15 protein-coding genes and 3 tRNA genes are annotated in these 19,386 nt (G+C 62.9%); 9 read left to right on the top strand and 9 right to left on the bottom strand.

Annotation, left to right across the window (positions count from 1 at the left end; translation table 11 throughout):
• Nucleotides 1-65: 65 nt before the first annotated feature.
• From LK434_RS03890 to LK434_RS03875, 4 genes are all read left to right on the top strand, one after another.
• The gene (locus LK434_RS03890; protein ID WP_006721102.1) at nucleotides 66-1,544 is read left to right on the top strand and encodes a glycoside hydrolase family 1 protein; all 1,479 of its coding nucleotides are present in this window, start codon (nucleotides 66-68) and stop codon (nucleotides 1,542-1,544) included.
• A gap of 270 nt (nucleotides 1,545-1,814) precedes the next feature.
• Nucleotides 1,815-2,081, top strand: a complete 267-nt coding sequence (locus LK434_RS03885) for a DUF4160 domain-containing protein (protein WP_006721104.1) — start codon at nucleotides 1,815-1,817, stop codon at nucleotides 2,079-2,081.
• 9 nt (nucleotides 2,082-2,090) lie between these two features.
• Nucleotides 2,091-2,333 carry a DUF2442 domain-containing protein gene (locus tag LK434_RS03880; protein ID WP_148334567.1) on the top strand — a complete coding sequence of 81 codons (243 nt, stop codon included), beginning with the start codon at nucleotides 2,091-2,093 and terminating at the stop codon, nucleotides 2,331-2,333.
• A 10-nt stretch (nucleotides 2,334-2,343) separates the two neighbouring features.
• Nucleotides 2,344-3,609, top strand: coding sequence for a glutamate-5-semialdehyde dehydrogenase (locus LK434_RS03875; protein WP_006721106.1), 1,266 nt, complete (start codon nucleotides 2,344-2,346; stop codon nucleotides 3,607-3,609).
• Between the two features lie 21 nt (nucleotides 3,610-3,630).
• Here LK434_RS03875 and LK434_RS03870 read toward each other — a convergent pair whose 3' ends face one another.
• Both LK434_RS03870 and LK434_RS03865 read right to left on the bottom strand, forming a co-directional pair.
• Nucleotides 3,631-4,230, bottom strand: a complete 600-nt coding sequence (locus tag LK434_RS03870; protein ID WP_006721107.1) for an HD domain-containing protein — start codon at nucleotides 4,228-4,230, stop codon at nucleotides 3,631-3,633.
• Between the two features lie 280 nt (nucleotides 4,231-4,510).
• On the bottom strand, nucleotides 4,511-5,014 hold the full coding sequence (locus LK434_RS03865; protein WP_006721108.1) for a CarD family transcriptional regulator: 504 nt from the start codon (nucleotides 5,012-5,014) through the stop codon (nucleotides 4,511-4,513).
• A 321-nt stretch (nucleotides 5,015-5,335) separates the two neighbouring features.
• Between LK434_RS03865 and argS the strand changes: the two genes are divergently transcribed.
• Together argS and rho are read left to right on the top strand one after the other, a co-directional pair.
• Nucleotides 5,336-7,180, top strand: a complete 1,845-nt coding sequence (gene argS, locus LK434_RS03860) for an arginine--tRNA ligase (protein WP_040361212.1) — start codon at nucleotides 5,336-5,338, stop codon at nucleotides 7,178-7,180.
• Between the two features lie 256 nt (nucleotides 7,181-7,436).
• The gene (gene rho / locus LK434_RS03855; RefSeq protein ID WP_006721111.1) at nucleotides 7,437-9,881 is read left to right on the top strand and encodes a transcription termination factor Rho; all 2,445 of its coding nucleotides are present in this window, start codon (nucleotides 7,437-7,439) and stop codon (nucleotides 9,879-9,881) included.
• Nucleotides 9,882-10,150: 269 nt separating this feature from the next.
• Here rho and LK434_RS03850 read toward each other — a convergent pair whose 3' ends face one another.
• The gene (locus LK434_RS03850; protein WP_006721112.1) at nucleotides 10,151-10,927 is read right to left on the bottom strand and encodes an SDR family NAD(P)-dependent oxidoreductase; all 777 of its coding nucleotides are present in this window, start codon (nucleotides 10,925-10,927) and stop codon (nucleotides 10,151-10,153) included.
• Between the two features lie 357 nt (nucleotides 10,928-11,284).
• Between LK434_RS03850 and LK434_RS03845 the strand changes: the two genes are divergently transcribed.
• Nucleotides 11,285-12,475 (top strand): hypothetical protein, encoded by a 1,191-nt coding sequence (locus tag LK434_RS03845; RefSeq protein WP_227917842.1) that lies wholly within the window; start codon nucleotides 11,285-11,287, stop codon nucleotides 12,473-12,475.
• Between the two features lie 5 nt (nucleotides 12,476-12,480).
• Nucleotides 12,481-12,957 carry a VanZ family protein gene (locus tag LK434_RS03840; protein WP_006721116.1) on the top strand — a complete coding sequence of 159 codons (477 nt, stop codon included), beginning with the start codon at nucleotides 12,481-12,483 and terminating at the stop codon, nucleotides 12,955-12,957.
• A 342-nt stretch (nucleotides 12,958-13,299) separates the two neighbouring features.
• Here LK434_RS03840 and LK434_RS03835 read toward each other — a convergent pair.
• The 4 genes from LK434_RS03835 to LK434_RS03820 all read right to left on the bottom strand — a co-directional run bounded on the left by LK434_RS03835 (nucleotide 13,300) and on the right by LK434_RS03820 (nucleotide 15,790).
• A tRNA-Lys gene (locus LK434_RS03835) sits at nucleotides 13,300-13,373 on the bottom strand.
• Between the two features lie 21 nt (nucleotides 13,374-13,394).
• Nucleotides 13,395-13,471, bottom strand: a tRNA-Lys gene (locus tag LK434_RS03830).
• A 26-nt stretch (nucleotides 13,472-13,497) separates the two neighbouring features.
• A tRNA-His gene (locus tag LK434_RS03825) sits at nucleotides 13,498-13,574 on the bottom strand.
• 290 nt (nucleotides 13,575-13,864) lie between these two features.
• A complete protein-coding gene (locus tag LK434_RS03820) occupies nucleotides 13,865-15,790 on the bottom strand; it encodes an FAD-dependent oxidoreductase (RefSeq protein ID WP_006721119.1) in 1,926 nt (641 codons plus the stop codon).
• 475 nt (nucleotides 15,791-16,265) lie between these two features.
• Here LK434_RS03820 and LK434_RS03815 point away from each other — a divergent pair, with 475 nt between their 5' ends.
• The gene (locus LK434_RS03815; RefSeq protein WP_040361434.1) at nucleotides 16,266-17,255 is read left to right on the top strand and encodes a D-isomer specific 2-hydroxyacid dehydrogenase family protein; all 990 of its coding nucleotides are present in this window, start codon (nucleotides 16,266-16,268) and stop codon (nucleotides 17,253-17,255) included.
• Between the two features lie 223 nt (nucleotides 17,256-17,478).
• On the opposite strand, the gene LK434_RS03810 is transcribed toward LK434_RS03815, so the two are convergent.
• Both LK434_RS03810 and LK434_RS03805 read right to left on the bottom strand, forming a co-directional pair.
• Nucleotides 17,479-18,483 (bottom strand): GGGtGRT protein, encoded by a 1,005-nt coding sequence (locus LK434_RS03810; protein ID WP_006721123.1) that lies wholly within the window; start codon nucleotides 18,481-18,483, stop codon nucleotides 17,479-17,481.
• 17 nt (nucleotides 18,484-18,500) lie between these two features.
• The gene (locus tag LK434_RS03805) at nucleotides 18,501-19,235 is read right to left on the bottom strand and encodes an iron-sulfur cluster assembly scaffold protein (RefSeq protein ID WP_006721124.1); all 735 of its coding nucleotides are present in this window, start codon (nucleotides 19,233-19,235) and stop codon (nucleotides 18,501-18,503) included.
• Between the last annotated feature and the right edge of the window lie 151 nt (nucleotides 19,236-19,386).

Here is a 19,386-nt window from a genome sequence, read left to right as displayed (position 1 = left end):
GGTACGTACCGCTCGTCGTGTGCGGGGCGCACGTGAGTCGCGCCCCGCTTTGAAAAGGAGGAAACATGAGCAACGTTTTTCCCGAGGGCTTTTATTGGGGCGGTGCCACGGCCGCCAATCAGTGCGAGGGTGCTTGGAACGTCGATGGGCGCGGTCCCGCGCGCACCGATGTGACCACTGTCGGCACCGCCGATTCCCCCCGCTACATCACCGTCCGGATGCCCGATGGCACCACGACCAAGTTCTCCCAGTTCACGCCCGTTCCCAAAGAGGCGCGCGGAGCGGTCCTGGATGGGGAGTACTACCCCAATCATGAGTCCATCGACTTCTACCATCATTACAAGGAGGACATCGCGCTGTTTGCCGAGATGGGCTTCAAGATGTTCCGCATGTCCATCTCCTGGAGCCGCATCTTCCCCAAGGGCATCGAGGAGGAGCCGAATCAAGCCGGCCTCGACTTCTATCGCAATGTCTTCTTGGAGCTCAAGAAATACGGCATCGAGCCGCTGGTTACCATCAGCCATTACGACACGCCCCTTTATATCGAGGAAGAGCTCGGTGGCTGGTCCAATCGCGAAGTCATCGCGCTGTACGACCGCTTCACCGAAGTACTCTTCCGCGAGTACAAGGGCCTGGTCAAGTACTGGCTCACGTTCAACGAGATCAACTGTGCGCTCATGACGCTCAAGTTCATTCCGAACATGCCTCACACCATGGTGCAGGACCGCTACCAGAGCCTGCACAATCAGTTCGTCGCGAGCGCCCGCGCCGTCAAGCGGGCCCATGAGGTCGATCCGGACTGCAAGGTGGGTTGCATGGTTGCCGGTGGGCCCTCCGCCTACCCGCTCACCTGCGATCCCAAGGACATCATCGCGGCGCAGATCGAGAACCAGAACTCCTTCTGGTATAGCGCCGATGTCCAAGTGCGCGGCGCGTACCCCGCGTTTGCAAAGCGCATGTGGGAGCACGACGGCGTGACGGTGGAGTTCGGCGAGGGTGACGAGGAGATCCTGCGTTCGGGGACGGTCGACTTTATCACCTACTCCTATTACATGACCTCCTGCGTGACCACTCATGAGGATGTCGAGATGAGCGGCAAGGGCAATTTGGTCATGGGCGCCAAGAACCCCTATCTCACGTATTCCGATTGGGGTTGGAGCATCGATCCAGATGGTCTTCGCTACACGCTCAACGAGATCTACGGTCGCTATCAGATTCCCGTCATGGTGGTCGAGAACGGCCTCGGTGCCATCGACACAGTCGAGGAGGACGGCTCCATCCACGATCCGTATCGCATCGACTACATGCGCGAGCATGTCCGCGCCATGGGTGAGGCCATCGCCGATGGTGTCGACCTCATCGCTTACACCCCTTGGGGTTGTATCGATCTGGTCTCTGCGTCCACAGGCGAGATGCACAAGCGCTACGGGATGATTTACGTCGACCGTCACGACGATGGCACCGGCTCCTTTGAGCGCAGGCGTAAGGACAGCTTTTTCTGGTACAAGAAGTGCATCGAGTCAAATGGCGAGGATTTGGATTGACGCTTCGATGACGGACCGATATTCGGTTTCCGCGTGAGAAGTGAGCGCTTCGCCGCATGATTTGTTAAACGGTCGTCTGCATATGCAGGCGACCGTTTTCGCGTTTGATGGTTTTGTCGTATGCGCTCGGGGCCGAATCGATCGCATGGAGAAGTCGACCTTGGAATCGATGCGACGGACCCCCGATGATTAATCTGGATAAGGGTGCATTTTGCACATCGCCGTTCATGTTGGGTAGACTTGGGGAACGGTTATTATTTTGGGGGTCCTATGCCGGCGTTGAGTATGTTTTTCGGTATCGTCGTCTATATGTATCGGGAGCTTGGCGGCAAGCACAAGCTCCCGCATGTCCATGCGATGTTTTCTGGTGACGAAATCGTCGTCAGCCTCGAGGGCGAAATACTCGAAGGTTCCATTCCCAAGAGCAAGCTCAAGTTGTTGCTGGCATGGATGGAAATACATAAGGACGAACTGCGGGCGAACTGGGACCTGCTTTCCGCTGGAGAGCAGTCCTTCCGTATCGATCCCCTTCGTTAGGAGATGACCATGTATCCGCTTTTGACGAGCGTGACCCCGCAGGACGGGCACTGTCTTCTTCTTGAATATGATTCGGGTGAGCGCAGGGTTTTTGACGTCGCTCCGTATATGACGGGATCTTGGTTCGGTGAGCTGCTTGAGCCAAGTTATTTCAACTGCGTCAGTATGCTTGCTGGAGGCAGGGGCATTTCCTGGCCGAATGGTCAGGATATCGCTCCCCATGAGCTGTATGAGTTGAGCATCGCGGTTTAGAAGGGCAACTATGGCAGACATCAACGCTTATGTAGAGGAGCTTGCTCGAAACGCGAAGGAAGCCTCGCGTTCATTGGGATTTGCCTCCGACGAGGCCCGCCGCGCCGCGGTGCGCGCCATGGCCGCCTCGCTTCGCCAGCGTGCCGACGAGGTTCTCGAGGCGAACGCCCTCGATATGGACGCCGCGCGCGCCGCGGGTACATCCGAGGGTTTGCTCGACCGTTTACTGCTCACGCCGAAGCGCGTCGAGGGCATGGCCGCAGGCCTCGATAAGCTCGCCGATTTGCCCGACCCCGTGGGGCGCGTGCTCGATGAGCGCGACATCAGCGAGGGCGTTCATCTAAGGCGCGTGAGCGTGCCTTTGGGGCTTGTCGCGATGGTGTACGAGGCACGTCCCAACGTGACCGCCGACGCCGCCGGCATCTGCGTCCGCACGGGTAACGCCTGCATTTTGCGTGGAGGTTCCATCGCTCAGAACAGCTGTGTCGCAATCGCCCGCATCTTGGCGGATGCCGTAGAGGCGAGCGGATTCGACAGGGCGGCGGTTTCCATCATCGAGATGACCGATCGCGCTGCAACGGGGGCGCTCATGGCGCTGCGCGGAGTGGTGGATGTTCTGATTCCGCGCGGTGGTGCCGGCCTCATCCAGCGCTGTGTTCGTGAGAGCCTGGTGCCGGTTATCGAGACGGGCACGGGCAACTGTCACATCTACGTTCATGAGAGCGCCGATTTTGCCAAGGCTCGCGCGATCATCATGAACGCCAAGACCCAGCGCGTAGGCGTGTGCAATGCGTGCGAGTCCCTGCTTGTGGACGACTCGATCGCCGATGCCTTCCTGCCAGAGGCGCTCTCCGAGCTCGGCTCCGCCGGCGTGGTGATTCACGGCGATGAGCGCGTCCGCGGCGTCGCCTTTGCCGGTGAGTTCGTCGATGCGACGGAAGAGGATTGGGGGCGCGAGTATCTTGCGCTCGAGATCAGCGTGAGAGTCGTGAGCGGGATCGATGAGGCCATCGCGCACGTGAACCGCTACGGCACGGGCCACTCCGAGGCGATCGTCGCCGAGGACGAGGCCGCGTGCGAGCGCTTCCTGCGCGAGGTGGACGCCGCCGCCGTGTACGCGAATGCGAGCACACGCTTCACCGACGGCGGCGAGTTCGGCTTGGGCGCCGAAATCGGCATTTCGACCCAGAAACTGCACGCTCGTGGCCCATTTGCCGCTGAGGCGCTCACAACGTACAAGTATGAGCTCCGAGGCGCGGGGCAGGTGCGGCCGTAAACCTCGATTTAGGGACAGTCCCTAATTTGAGGTGAAGGTGTCGCGGTCGGGGGCGAAGCTCTGCATGGCCTCGATGGTGCGCGCGAACAGCTCGTCGAGTTCCCAGCCGAGCATCTCGGCACCGGAGCGGATGACGTCACGGGAGACGCCCGCGGCGAAGCGCTTGTCCTTGAACTTCTTCTTGAGCGATTTGACGTTGAAGTCCATCACGCTCTTGGAGGGGCGCATGACCACGGCGGCGCCGATGAGGCCCGTGAGTTCCTCGGTGGCGAACAGAATCTTCTCCATCTGGAGCTCAGGCTTGGGAAGGCTCGTGTTGAAGTCGCTCGTGTGCGTCTGGATCGCGCGGATGAGCTCGTGGCTGCCGCCGGCCGCCTCGATGTCCTTCGCGGCGTAGATGGTGTGGTTCATCGGGTCGTCGTCGTGCTCTTCCCAGTCGAGGTCGTGCAGCAGCCCCACGATGCCCCAGAACTCCTCGTTCTCAGGGTCGTACTCGCGCGCGAAATAGCGCATCGTCTGCTCGACCGTCTCGGCGTGCTCGATGTGGAAGGGGTCCTTGTTGTGCTCGCAGAGCAGGTCGAATGCTGCCTCGCGGGTCATGCCGGCGTTGATCTGTGCCATGGTTCCTCCTAGGTGATGGCGCCGAAGTGCAAAAAGGCGCCCGGGCCCCCGATCTTCGACGCCTTGGAAGCGCCGCACCTACGGCCGGGGACCGGACACCTTGATTCCCCCATTCGGTGAAGGGGGAGGCTTACTGCACCACACTATAGCACGCGCTGGCGCGTAACCGGTCATGCCGATGCGACCTCGACCCGGCCCTGTCCCCAAATCATGGAAGCTCTTTTCGGGTCTTCTGACGGTCGGGGCCTCGTCGGCTCAAACCTCAATTAAGGGGCAGGCCTCAATTCGAAGCGATGGCGGCTTGGGCGATAGCCTGCTCGAAGCGCTCCTCGACGGCGTCCTCGTCGACGTGGAGTGCCACGGCGAACTCCTCCACGGAACGCCGCCTCGCCTCCTTGAGCACGCGCGTGTAGTAGCTGCTCGGCTTCTTGCCATGGGCCTCGGCCTCGCTGATGCGCGCGCGCATGGTCTTGGCGACGCGCACGGTCTCGGGCGCGCCGAGTTTGAGTTGCTGCTTGAAGTGCGTCTCCTCAAGGGAGCTGTTGCGCTCGGTGAAGGTGTCGACATCCAAATCGGCGTAGCCGCCCAAGAGATCCTCGGCGTCCTCTCGCGAGATGACGGCATGCAGGCGGTCCTGCTGCGCCAGGGGGTACATGAGGTGGGTTTCCGTGTGGCCGGACTTCGCACTGAGCAAGATCATGGGATGCACTGCGTCCTCGGTGAATCCGGTGACGGTGCAGACTCCCTGCCCGGGGTGGATGACGTGCTGGCCAACGTGAAACATGCTTCCTCCAACTGAATACTCTACGCGCTCTATAGGTTTTATATTACCACGAATACGTGCGGAAATTAGGTAAATAGCACCAAAACCTGATAATTCAAATGAATAAGCAAATGCAAAATCCAGTGAAGACAAATCGATTAACTGATAATCCGAACGAGGATTATTCGTCATGATGTGAAAAAGGCAAAGAAAACGCGTCTGGAGTATGCAAATACCTCCATTTCAGGATGTCTCGAGGATTCACTGTGCTAAAGTACAGTGCGTCTGTACGTGAGCCCTGCGAGAAGGACATCTCAGGGCCATACGATGAGGAGGACCTCTATGCCGGAGAAGATTGAAGAGCTGGTACGTGCTGCACTGGCCGCTGCTCAGGAGGCTGGCGACCTGCCCGCATTCGAGCTTGAGGATTGTGGTATGGAGCGACCGGCCGACACTTCTCATGGTGAGTGGACCTCCACGATGGCCATGAAGTCCGCTAAGCTCGCCCATTGCGCGCCTAGGAAGATCGCTGACGCCGTCGTGGCGCACATGCCCGAGAGCGCCGAGATCGAGCACGTCGAGGTCGCCGGGCCTGGCTTCATCAACTTCTATCTCAACGCCGCCGCCAACAACGCCATCTTCGGCGTGGCGCGTGAGCAGGGTCGCGACTTCGCCAAGTCCAACGTGGGCGGGGGCGTCAAGACCCAGATCGAGTTCGTGTCCGCCAACCCCGTCGGCCCCATGCACGTGGGCCATGGCCGCTGGGCGGCGCTGGGCGACTCCATGTGCAACGTCATGCAGCATGCGGGCTACGAGGTCGAGCGCGAGTTCTGGATCAACGACTACGGCAACCAGATGAACACGTTCGGCAACTCCATCTCCAAGCGCTACATGCAGCTCGCCGACATCATGGCCAAGCAGGGTTGCGACATCGATGCCGCCCGCGACTTCCTGGCCCAAGACCGCGACAACTACGTCCAGGACGAGGCCGACGAGCACCTCGACTCGCATCCCTACATGGATGAGTTCACCGCCGATCTCGGCAAGGACTCCTATGGCGGCACCTACATCATCGACGAGGCCGCGGCCTTCTGGAAGTCCGACGGCGACAAGTGGGTCGATGCGGACCCCCAGGAGCGCATGCTCTCCTTCCGCGAGCGCGGCTACCAGAAGATGCTCAAGGACATGAAGGACACCTGCCACGACGTGCGCTGCGACTTCGACGTCTGGATGTCCGAGCGCACGATGTACCAGAAGGACTGGACGGGCACGTCCCCGGTCGAGCGCGCCTACGACAAGCTCGATAAGATGGGCTACCTCTACACCACCGAGGACGGAGCCTTGTGGTTCAAGTCGACCGCGTTCGGCGACGACAAGGACCGCGTCATCAAGAAGTCCAACGGCGACTACACCTACTTCTCCTCCGACATCGCCTACCACTGGAACAAGTTCCAGCGCGTCGACCTCGTCCTCGACATCTGGGGTGCCGACCACCACGGCTACATCCCCCGCGTCAAGGCCGTCTGCGACGCCCTGGGCTACCCCGGCCAGTTCGAGGTGCCGCTGGGTCAGTTCGTCAACCTGCTCCGCTCCGGCAAGCCGGTCCGTATGTCCAAGCGTAAGGGCACGATGATTACCTTCCGCGAGCTCATCGACGAGGTCGGTGCCGACGCCGCCCGCTACACCCTGGTGAGCCGCTCCTCCAACCAGACCATCGACTTCGACATCGATGCCGTCAAGGAGAAGAGCCAGTCCAACCCGGTGTACTACGTCCAGTACGCCCACGCCCGCATCTGCTCCATCCTTCGCAAGGCCGCTGGCGTCACCTTCGAGCAGGCTGAGCTCATGGGCATGGAGAACGTTGCCGTCAAGGCCATCGGCGCCAATGTCGACTACTCCCTGCTGACCGACCCGACCGAGCTTGCGCTCGCCCGCAAGATCTCCGAGCTCGAGGACCTCATCGCCGGGTGCGCCCGCGACCGCGCCCCGTTCCGCCTGACCCACTACGCCGAGGAGCTGGCCGCCGGCTTTCACAGCTTCTACCAGGCCTGCCAGGTGCTGCCGAGCGAGGGCCGTCCGGTCGAGCCCGAGGTCACCCGTGCGCGCCTCGCCGCCTGCGACGCCGTCCGCTCCGTCCTCGACCTGGTTCTGAGCCTTATCGGCGTCTCCGCCCCCACCAAGATGTAACTCTTGCATCCGATTTTGCGATAGCGCCCCATTGCCGCCCGCGCCTGTTTTGCGCGGGCGGCTTTCTGTATACGCTGCTTTTTGCAAACTTGCAGCTCAATATTGCCGCAATGCGCGAATGTGGTATATTTCTGCCAACGCGACCTGCGCTTTCAATCCCCTTCTATAGCGAATTCCCTTTCGAGCTCGTTCCCGGCGTGATGAGAGCGCTCGCATATGAAACGCGAGAAGAAAGTAGAACCGCGTGTCTGAAGAAATGAATACCGAGAACGCGATCGAGAAGGCTCCCATCGTCGAGCCTGTCGCCCCGTCTGACGAGAAGTCCGATACGCCCGCGTCTGCCGACGTGACGGCTGCGACGAGCGCCGAGGCGACGACCCCGCAGGAGACGAAGCCCAAGCGCCGTGGCCGTACGCCCAAGGCGGAGGCCGGCGCGTCGCAGGATGCTCCTGCCGATGCTTCCCCCAATGGCCCTGATGAGGCCGGCGATCGCCCCGCGGCGCCCAAGCGCCGTGGCCGCAAGCCCAAGAACGCCGCCGTCCGCGAGGAGGCGGCCCCCGCTTCGAGCGAGATCATACAGGCCCGCGCGCTTGCGCAGATCAGCCAGGCGTCGGTCGTGCGCCGTCAGCGCCGTGCGGCTGAGCGTGCGGCCGAGATGCTCGCTGCTGATTCTGACGAGCAAATGGATGAGCGCCCGGCAAAGCCCAAAAGGGCGACCCGCTCCGATGCTCCCGCCGACGCCGCCGCGTCCGGTGCCCCTGTGATGCCCGCTCCCGAGCGCGTCGAGAATGATCGGGTCAAGGCGAAGCCCGCCTCCGATCCGGTACCTTCCGACACTCCTGTCGCCCCCTTGGTCGATGTGGAGCTTCCCGCCGTTCCCGTGATCGACCCGGCGCTGCGCCCGCATCGTCGCGGACGCAAGCCCAAGGCGTACATCGAGGCCGAGAAGGCCGCCGCGGCCGCGCTCGCCGCGCGTCAGGCGGCCCTCATGGCCGCACGCGATCAGCAGCGTGCGGAAGGCGCCGCCGAGGAGCGCACGGACGCACCTGGTGACGCCGCCGCCGTGAAAACGCAGGATGCCACGGGTTCGGGGCATGTGGATTCCGAGGACGTGAAGAAGGATGCGCGTCCCGGTCGCGGGTCGCGCGCCCGCAAGTCCGCCGCGCGTGACGCCGCCAAGGGCGCCAACGCCACCGAGGGTGCCGACCAGGCCTCGACGGATGTGCCGCAGGACGCTTGCGCCGAGGGCGCCGCGGATGCCAAGCAGGCACCGCGCACGCACAAGGGGCGCCGTGACGCCGACCGCCCCGATCGCTCTGACCGCGCCGATAAGGGCAATACCGGCAAGGCGAACGACCGTCGCGACCGCCGTGAGCGCCAGAAGGACAACCGCAAGCAGCGCAACAACCGCTTTGCGCCCGCGGAGCCCTCGCTCACCCGCGAGGAGCTCGCCGCTATGAAGGTCGCCGAGCTCCGCGAGAAGGCCCGCGAGCTCGAGATCGACCCCACCGGCATCAAGAAGCCCGAGCTCATCGAGGTCGTCTACGCCGCTGCCGCGCGCGCAGAGGGCTTCCGCGACATCGAGGGCATCCTGGATATCGACAACCAGGGCTTCGGCTATGTGCGCGCGCACGGCTATATGCCCAGCCGCGACGACGCGTTCGTTCCCGCGCAGATGATCCGCTCCGCCGGTCTTCGCCCCGGAGACCTGATCGCGGGCACGTTGCGCCCCATGCGCGCCAACGACAAGCTTCCCGGCCTGGCCAAGCTCCGTTCCGTGAACGGCTTGGATCCCGAGCAGGTCAAGAAGCGCCCCAAGTTTTCCGACCTCACGCCCATCTATCCCAACGAGCCGCTCAAGATGGAGCACGGCAAGGACTCGATCACCGGGCGCGCCATCGACATCGTGAGCCCCATCGGCAAGGGTCAGCGCGGCCTCATCGTCTCGCCGCCCAAGGCCGGCAAGACCACCATCCTCAAGAAGATCTGCCAGTCCATCGCCATCAACAACCCCGAGGTGCACCTCATCTGCCTGCTGGTGGATGAGCGCCCCGAGGAGGTCACGGACATGCAGCGCTCCATCAAGGGCGATGTGGTCGCCTCCACGTTCGACATGCCTGCCGACAACCACACCCGCGTGTCGGAGCTCGTGATCGAGCGCGCCAAGCGCATCGTGGAGATGGGTGGCGACGTGGTTGTGGTGCTCGACTCCATCACGCGCCTCGCCCGCGCGTACAACATCGCCGCGCCCGCGTCCGGCCGCATCCTCTCCGGCGGCGTGGATTCCGCCGCGCTGTACCCGCCCAAGCGCTTTTTGGGCGCAGCGCGCAACATCGAGAACGGCGGCTCGCTCACCATCCTGGCCTCCGCGCTCATCGACACGGGCTCCAAGATGGACGAGGTCATCTTCGAGGAGTTCAAGGGCACCGGCAACATGGAGCTCAAGCTCGACCGCGACCTGGCCGACCGCCGCATCTTCCCGGCGATCGACCCCATCGCCTCCGGCACACGCAACGAGGACCTGCTGGTGGACGAGCAGATGCGCCCGTTCATGTGGGGCATCCGCCGCATCCTCGCCGGCATGAACAACACCGAGCGCGCCGCCGCGTCCTTCATCAAGGGCCTCAAGGGGACGAACTCCAACCAGGACTTCCTCATCCGCACGGCCAAGAAGGCCGCCGATCACCCGGATGCGCTCTAACGAGCTTAAGGATCGTTTGCCCGTGCGATCTCATGCGCAGCGATGGGGCAAGGTTTCGTCCGTCCTTCGCTTGGGATCGACCGCGTCTGCCGCTGGCGGAGCGTTTCCCGTGGGCTGATCGAGGCGCCCGCTTGAGTGCAGTAAGCCCTCCCTGCTTTTCGTTCGATGGCAGGGAGGGCTTCTTTTTTGGCGGTAGATGGAAAAATCTGGTTGGATGGACCTGAGTGCGCCGTCGTTCCGGATACGGTCCGGCGCAGTGCGATGGTGCGCTAGATGATGCCCAGCGCCCGCTCTGCGGCCAGTGCCGTCTTGTAGGGAAGTACGCGCGAGGCGACGTAGTAGGCCTTCATGTCGAGCGACGGAATGTACAGCGATTGCCCGCGGCGCGATGCGCGCAGGGCCCGGGCGGCCACGCGGTCGGCGCGCTCGAATCCGATCGCCGTCATTGCGCGGGCGGCGGTCGCATCGCCCGGGGTATCGAGGAACTCCGTCTGCATGAACTTGGGGCAGACCGCGGTCACATGGATGTCGGAGCCCCCGAGCTCGGCGTCGAGCGAACGCGATAGATCGAGGATGAACCGCTTGGCTGCCGAGTAGACCGCGAGATTGGGTTGGGGGAGGAACGCCGCGACGCTGGCGATGTTGATGATGCGCGACCCCCGGCGCAGATAGGGGAGCGCACGGTAGATCAGCTCGACGGGGGCCTGCATGAGCAGGCGCACCATCGCTCCGCCGTCGCGCTTGTCCTGCATGGCGACGTTTCCAAAGACGCCGAACCCCGCGTTGTTCACCAGCAGCGCGACCTCGGCGCCCGGGGTCTGGCCCAGAGCCCCTTCGATCACCTCGAACGATGCCGGGTCGGTGAGGTCGAGGCAGAAGGGCCGCACCGGCGTCCCGCATGTGCGTTGGAGCGCCTCGAGCCGTTCAAGGCGGCGGGCGACCACCCATATCTCGTCGATTTGCCCGCTCGCTCCGGCATCGATGTGCTTGACGAATTCCTTTCCCAGGCCCGAGCTGGCCCCTGTGACGATGGCAATGCGCGTCATGATCGCTCCTTTGATATCCTCGCCGTCGCGCGACGTATGTTACGAATGTCCTCGCCGTCACGCGGCGTCTCTTTCGAGAATCTTGTTCCCCAATATGGGGTTCGCCAACCATGGCGCGCGGTTTGCGCGCGCGGCGTCTCCATTTACCGAACGCGCTTGAAAATACCTGCGAATTCTCGGATAATCATCACAGATCGCGACGGAAAACGCAGATGAAACGAACCACCATCCGTTGCTTTGGGTGCCTTTCGCCCTAAAGCCATGCTCTTCATCTTTTCCATCCGACCGGTTCTCGCGCCCGTCCATGCGGGTGCGGGGAAGCCGTACGTAATCGTGAGGTTGTTGAGGGAGCGCGCCATGGCCGCAGCTAAAATCGGGTATCGCGGAAATGCAATCGGCATCTCGGCCGGTCTGGGCATCGCGCTGCCGCTCGCCGTTTACGCCGCGACGCTGCCGTTCGACGGCGTGAACGACGCGGCGCGCGCGGACGCCCTGCCGTTCGCGGCGGGCATCGTCGCCGGCGTGGGCATGCTCGCCCTCACCGGCCACCTGATCGACCGGCATGCCGAGCGCGTCGCGGAGGACGAGGCCGAGGCGGCACGGTTCGCCTCCTTGTATGACGGCTCCTCCACGCGCGCCGATTCAGCGCAGATGATGACGAAGGGCGCCGCGCCCCGTGGAAAGCGCTTTGCACGTGGCGGCGCTCCCGCGGGTGTTCCGGTCATCTCGCGCGCGGTCGATGCCCTTGACGAGATGGAGGCATGGGCCGAGATCGACGCCATGTTCAACGAGGACTCGCCGATCAGCTGCGATCCCGCTCGTTCCAAGGACATGTACCAAATCGCCCTCGAGGAGCTTCTCAAGGCTGAGCGCGCAGCCGCCCAGACGCAGTCCGCTCCGCAGGCTGATGTGGCCTCCACGGGGTCTTCCGCGTATGCGGGCGACGCGGATGAGGCGAACGCTCGCAACGAGGCCATGGCCGCCCTGTACGGCGATGCCGTGGTGCAGCGCTCCTATGCCCCCGTCCTTCCCAACATGTCCGCGGCGTCCGCACTCGCACCGGCTGTCGCGGTGCAGGCTGCGTCCTCAGCTGATCGAACGAACGCGGCGCCTGCGCAGGTGCAGTCGGGTTCCGCCGTATCCGAGGCACCGGCTGCGTCTCGCGAAGACGACATTTCGGTCCCCGTTGCTGACTACTCGGGGCACGAGGGTATGTGGGCCGCCGCACTTGCGATTCTCCAGGAGCTCGAGCCTTCCATGGCCGCTCCCGGCGCCCATGCCGCCCATGTCGCGTCAGCCGCCCATGTCGCGGCAGCCGCCGCCAAGGCTTCTCCTACCGTAGATACCTCGCACATCGATGCGCGTCGCATGGCGGCCATCGCCGAGGGTAACCGCGCCACGCGCGAGCACAGCCATGTGAACGAGCTGATCGAGGAGGAGTTCAATCGCGTGCCCTCCAAGAGCGTGCATCATACGGCGCATGAATATCTCAAGGTCATCGAGGGTGGTACCGCGGCCATGCCCTCGCTTCAAACCGCGGAGGCGTAATTCGCGTGGACTCCCTGTTTCGCCAGCTGCGTTCCAAGGTGAGCCTGCCCTGGTTGCTGCTTACTTTGTTTTTTGCGCTGTTCATTTGGGGCAATTCGCTCGTTCCTGGGGAGGGGAGCGGGTCGCTGAGCCTCGCCGTGATGGAGGCGGCCCATTCGCTGCTTCGCTCCCTCGGATTGCCCTATGCGTGGGTCACGAATTTCCTGGTGAGAAAGACCGCGCATTTTACCGAGTATTTCGTGCTGGGGCTCATCGCGTCCCAGGCGCTCGATCCCAAAAGGACCCTGTCGCGTGGCGCGCTCACGGCCGCTGCCGTCCTGTGCGCGTTCGTCCCCGCCGTCGATGAGACCATTCAGCTCTTTGTGGCGGGTCGCTCCGGCCAGGTGGCCGATGTTCTGCTCGATTGCAGCGGTGCTGCCGCAGCCATGGTGCTGCGGTTCTGTGTGGTGCGTCTTCTGAGGCATCGCAAGGCTCGTCCATAGACTCGTTTTGTTTGGTCCGTTTGCGCTGTTTGCGGCGTTTGCGCCGTTGCTCGCGTTTACCAACGTGAGTGCGCCGAGTGAGCGCTTTTCCAACGTTTGAACACCTTCAAACGTTGGAAAAGCGCTCACTCGATATAAAGGGAGTCCGCGGGAGAAGATACACCATGCCCGCAAGCGGCACATCGATGTATCTCGATTGGGAACCCGCAGACGCGGTGCCCGTCTAAAGCGTAGATGTGATTCGTGTCATATAGCGTGATATGCTCTACGACTCATATATCGCGGGGCATTCTATAGAGGTATAAGAAAACAGTCCCAAATGGGACTGAAAAATTCAATGGGTGGGCGATCAGGGATTCGAACCCTGGACCTTGGGATTAAGAGTCCCCTGCTCTAGCCAGCTGAGCTAATCGCCCGTATATCCAAAGGATGCAATGTGGTGGACCGTCAGGGATTCGAACCCTGGACCTTGGGATTAAGAGTCCCCTGCTCTAGCCAGCTGAGCTAACGGTCCATTTGCATCTACCGTGTGAAAGGGAATGGGGTGGGTAAAGGGACTCGAACCCTCGACCTACGGGACCACAACCCGTCGCTCTAGCCAACTGAGCTACACCCACCATGTCTGTCACACAGCGAAGAGTATTATGCATGCTTATCGAACTCAATGCAAGGGGTAATCTCAGAAAAATTTGAACTATTTGCCGGCGGCGAAAGATGCGATCGATTGCGCCTCCGAGCACCAGCATGTAGCAGGGGGAGCGTCGGCGCCCAACAAGGAGTGGACTCGTAAGCTCCCCACGGGACTCCCTTTATATCGAGTGAGCGCTTTGCCAACGTTTGGACACCTTCAAACGTTGGAAAAGCGCTCACTCGGCGTACTTACGTTGGTGGACGCGGGCTGCCCCTATCAGTCTTTAAAGGTGTCGATCCTCAGGTGCGAGCCGATGCTTTCGCGGCGATTGAGCATGGCTCGTAGCATGGCGCGGGCGAGAGTAAGTTGGGATGCCACACGTACTCCTCTGGCTATCGATACATCGGAGGGGATATCGCAGCCGCGGCATGCCTGGTGGTAGCCGGCTTCGCGTTGCAGGCGTTCTATATCCGCAAGCGCCTCGCTAAGGCCGTCTTCCGTTCGCGTGATCATGGCGTGTTGACCCATGATGTGCCGCATGTCCCGTGCGATACGGTCCGCGTCCGCTGCGCTCAGGGGCGCCGCGTTCATCCTCAGGCCATTGAGCGCCGCGCCGAGGGCTTCCTCGCACGAAGCGCTCCGCGGCCGTTCGACAGCGTGCGTCGATGTCCCCACTTCATCTATGCGTGTTTGGGGCATCGCTGCATCATCTCGATCCGACGAAATACAGGCCGATGCACACATCTCATCCATGTAGGCGTAAGACGTCGCGGCATCCTCCCGCTGCGGAGAAATGCAGGTCGATTCAGCCGCTTCGTTCATACGGGCATGAAGCATCGCGACATCATCTCGCTGCGACGAAATGCAGGTCGATGCGCCTACGTCGTCCATACGAGCGTGTGACGCTTCGGCATCATCTCGATGCAATGATGTTCCGCCCCGCGTACGGCCATGGTCCAGGGGCTGATCGGCGCATGGCACCTGCTTGGCGTGACGGGCGGCCGCCTTGCCGGCGATCCTACCAAACACCAGGCCGTTCGCGCTCGAGAGGCCGCCGATACGGTCGGCCCCGTGCATGCCGCCCGTGAGCTCTCCGCAAGCGTAGAGCCCCTCGACGCCCGTCCAGGCATTCCGGTCAATGCGAACGCCTCCATTTGCGGCGTGCGCGTACATGGCGATTCGCAGCTCGTCGGTGGGCACGATATTCAGGCTCTGCTGCATCCAGGTGGAGAAGGTCTGCACGAATTCCGGGACATCATCGCTGGGGAAGCGGAAATGGATGGGCATACCGGATGGCCCCGCCGCATCGATCGCGCGGTCGACGCGCTCATCGTCGAGCCTACAGGTAAAAGGCCCGTGGCTTGAGCGGACTTCGAGCAAGTCGGCACGTGCGGCTTCACTGCGCGGAAGGATGCTGCTCGCATCTTCGGGGATGGCGTATCGGAAGGTCCTCTCGTTGAACACGATGCCCCGTACCGGCGACACGAGCCCCGGCATCATCTGCATGAATTCGATATTGACAAGCTCACAGCCCACACTCATGGCGATGGCATGGACGGAGCTCAGGACATCCGCGGAGGTCAAGCTGCGCTCGAAGAGCCCTCCCGTGCCTCCCGCCGCGAGGATGACGCTCGAAGCGGCGCATGTCCGCAGGCTCGCGCTTGCGTGGTCGAAGAAGACGGCGCCGCACACGGCCGCATCGTCTTCATGGCACCTCGCGAGCTCCATGAGCTCGGTGCGTTCGAGCACATTGACGTCCAGGGCCTTCAAGGTGCGCCGCGCCGCCGTCTCGAAGGCCTGCCGGGTGATGCCGCGCCATAGGCGCTGCTTGTGGTCGAAGCACGGTATGAAGGTCTTGTCTCTGGCGCTCTGCGCGCTGGAAGGTCGCTTGAGGGGCACGCCGAGGTCTTCCTCGAGCCATGCGATGGCGGGCCGGATGCCGCGAACGAAGACCTCCACCAACTCGTGGTCGGCCATGCCACAGCCAACGTCCTCGATGGTCGCTATCAGGTCCGCCTCGTCCGCCTCGGACTCGGGGCCTATGAGCCCCAGCCCCCAGGTTCCGGGATAGAAGCTCGAACCGCCAAAGAGCGGCCCCGCGCAGGCTATCGTGGTTGCGGCCCCGGCCCGTGCCGCCTCGATCGCCGCGGTGATTCCGGCGATGCCCCCGCCGATGACCAACACGTCGGATTTTGTGCACATAAGTCCTCCTCGCGTCATGCATGTGATAGCGTACGCAAGCGCGCGAGTGCCGGCAATCCGCGTTGCGCGGCACGTGCAAAAAAGTGCACGGACGGTCGCATCGCGCGCGCGATCGGTGCGTATATGCGATGTCGATGGGGGCCTGGGGTGTGCGCGTGTGCATCCAACCTGGACGCGCCGCGTTCAGCCCGTTACGCGCCTCGGTGCGAGGCCGCGCGGCCCTGCGACATCCGCGTCGCGCGGATGTTCGGCCTTGCGGCATCCGCGTCGCGCGGTCTGCGGAACCAGTCTCCTGCCGCGCATCGCTTCTGCCGCACATCGTTGGAAACGCATCTCCGAACGCATGTCGCTGGCTGGGCATGTCGCCGGCTCGACATCTCAGGCTGCGCAGGCTTTGTGGCGGTCGCGCGCAACGCGGGGGCATGGGATATAGTCTTCTCAACGTACACACCGAATGAGATGGGAAGTGCCCGTCATGAACATCAAAGTCTTTGAACTGCGCGACGATGAGCTGAAGGCTTTCGAGCGCGTCGCGGCCTCGCTGCCCGAGGGGTGCGAGGTGAGCTGGTCGCCTGCATGTTTGACCCGTGAGACCATCGATTCGCTTGATGGTGCCGAGGGTATCGTCATCGTGAACAAGAGCCCGCTCGACGCCGAGATGCTCGAGCTTTTGCACGAGCGCGGTGTCCGTTACATCGCCACGCGCAGCATTGGCTACAACCACATCGACGTCGCTAGCGCCAAGCGTCTGGGCATCCACGTGTGCAACACCACCTACCCGCCGTACGGCGTTGCCGAGTTTGCGGTCATGCTCATGCTCATGGCTTTGCGCAAATACAAGCCCGCAATGTGGCGTCAGCAGGTAAACGACTACTCCCTGGCGGGGTTGCAGGGGCGCGAGCTCCGCACGCTCTCCGTGGGCGTTATGGGCACCGGCCGCATCGGTCGCGCCGTCATCGAGTACCTGAGCGGTTTCGGGTGCAAGATCCTGGCGTATGACCCGTACCCCAACGCGGAGTTCGCCGAGCGGCACGGCGTGACGTATGTCGATCTTGACGAGCTGTACGGCGCGAGCGATCTCATCACCGTGCACGTGCCCCTCATGGACGCCACGCGCGGCATAATCGGCGCCGATGCGATTGCCAAGATGCGCGACGGGGTGGTGCTTGTCAACGTGAGCCGTGGCGAGCTCATGGACACCGACGCGCTCATCGAGGGCGTCGAGAGCGAGAAGATCGGCGCCCTCGCCATGGATGTGTTCGCCGAGGAGGACGGCATCTATCACGTCAACCGCACGCACGATATTCTCGTCAACCGCAACATGGCCTACCTGCGTCAGTTCCCCAACGTCATCCTGACGCAGCACATCGCGTTCTACACCGATATCGATGTGGACAGCATGGTGGAGCAGGGTGTCCGCGGCGTGGTCGACATGGCGGCGGGGGAGTGCGCCACCGAGCTCTAAGGCAAGGATTCCCCCTTACGGTTTTCGTGCCCCTGCACGCCTCCGAATGGCCCTGCTGTTGCCTTTGGAGGTGCGCAGGGGCGCCACATGACGTTGCTGCATGAACACGCTCGAAGGCTTCAGCCGTGCTGCTGTGCGGGTGCCCCTCATGACGCAAAAAGGCCGCCGTCCTTGCGGACGACGGCCTTTCTCATGCCGAGTCTTCAGGCGTGCGACGTGAGTGCTACTCGTTGATGGCGGCGTTCACGGCGACGGCGCAGGCGACGGTGGCACCGACCATGGGGTTGTTGCCCATGCCGATGAGACCCATCATGTCGACGTGCGCAGGCACGGAGGAGGAACCGGCGAACTGGGCGTCGGAGTGCATACGGCCCATGGTGTCGGTCATGCCGTAGGAGGCAGGGCCGGCGCCCATGTTGTCCGGGTGCAGGGTACGGCCGGTGCCGCCACCAGAAGCGACGGAGAAGTACTTCTTGCCAGCCTCGATGCGCTCCTTCTTGTAGGTGCCAGCGACGGGATGCTGGAAGCGCGTGGGGTTGGTGGAGTTACCGGTGATCGAGATGTCGACGTTCTCGTGCCACATGATGGCAACGCCCTCGCGGACGTCGTCAGAGCCGTAGCAGTTAACGGCAGCGCGGGGACCATCGGAGTAGGGGATGGTCTCGACGACCTTGAGCTCGCCCGTGTAGTAGTCGAACTGGGTCTTCACGTAGGTGAAGCCGTTGATGCGGGCGATGATCTGGGCGGCGTCCTTGCCCAGGCCATTCAGGATGACGCGAAGCGGCGTCTTGCGGGCCTTGTTGGCGTTGAGGGCCAGCTTGATGGCGCCCTCAGCGGCGGCGAAGGACTCGTGACCGGCGAGGAATGCGAAGCACTCGGTGTCCTCGGAGAGGAGCATGGCGCCCAGGTTGCCGTGGCCCAGACCGACCTTGCGGTCCTCGGCGACGGAGCCCGGAACGGTGAAGGCCTGGATGCCCTCACCGATGATGGCGGCAGCCTCAGAAGCGCTCTTGGCGCCCTTCTTGATGGCCAGCGCGCAGCCCAGGGTGTAAGCCCACTCGGCGTTCTGGAACGCGATGGACTGGGTGTCGTGCACGATCTCGCGGGCGTTCACGCCCTTGTCGAGGCAGATCTGCTCGGCTTCCTCGAGGGAGGCGATGCCGTTCTCGGCGAGGCAGGCGTTGATCTTCTCAACGCGGCGCTCGTAACCTTCGAAAGTAACAGCCATTATCTATCCCTCCCTTTCTACTCGTGAACCGGGAAGACGTTGGCGACCGTGTGGGTCTCCTCGTCGGTGCGCGGGTCGATGTACTTGGCGGCGTTCTCCCACTGACCGTAGTGGCCCATGGCGCCGGCGATAGCCTCCTCGGGGGTCTTGCCGGCCTTGAGGGCGTCGGTGAACTTGCCGAGGTTCATGAACTCGAACGCGATGATCTCGTTGTTCGCGTTGAGGGCCATGCGGGTCACGTAGCCCTGGGCGAGCTCGAGGTAGCGAGCGCCCTTGGCCTTGGTGCCGAACATGGTGCCGACCTGGGAGCGCAGGCCCTTGCCGAGGTCGTCGAGGGAGGCGCCCACGGGCAGGCCGCCCTCGGAGAACGCGGTCTGGCTGCGGCCGTAGACGATCTGCAGGAAGATCTCGCGCATGGCGACGTTGATGGCGTCGCAGACGAGGTCGGTGTTGAGGGCCTCGAGGATGGTCTTGCCGGGGAGGATCTCGGAAGCCATGGCGGCGGAGTGGGTCATGCCCGAGCAGCCGATGGTCTCGACGAGGGCCTCCTCGATGATGCCCTCCTTGACGTTAAGCGTGAGCTTGCACGCACCCTGCTGGGGGGCGCACCAGCCAACACCGTGCGTAAGGCCGGAGATGTCCTTGATCTCCTTGGCCTGGACCCACTTGCCCTCCTCCGGGATGGGCGCGGGGCCGTGGTATGCACCCTTGGCAACGGGGCACATGTTCTCCACTTCCTGTGAGTACTGCATGCCTCTCCTCTCTTTCGTAGTTGGTGCCGGGCGAGCCTGCCGTGCGGCGGCGCGTCCAGGCAAACCTGACATGCAGGTTCATTTTAACCCGTTTTGCGCGAATCGAGAGGGAAAAGCATGATTGAAACGTTCTAATATGGGCGAAGCATGA

The sequence above is a fragment of the Collinsella stercoris DSM 13279 genome (assembly GCF_020735465.1).
Taxonomy (GTDB): Bacteria; Actinomycetota; Coriobacteriia; order Coriobacteriales; family Coriobacteriaceae; genus Collinsella; species Collinsella stercoris.
The sequence above is the reverse complement of the archived record's forward strand: the minus strand, read 5'-3'. Positions and strand labels throughout refer to the sequence as shown.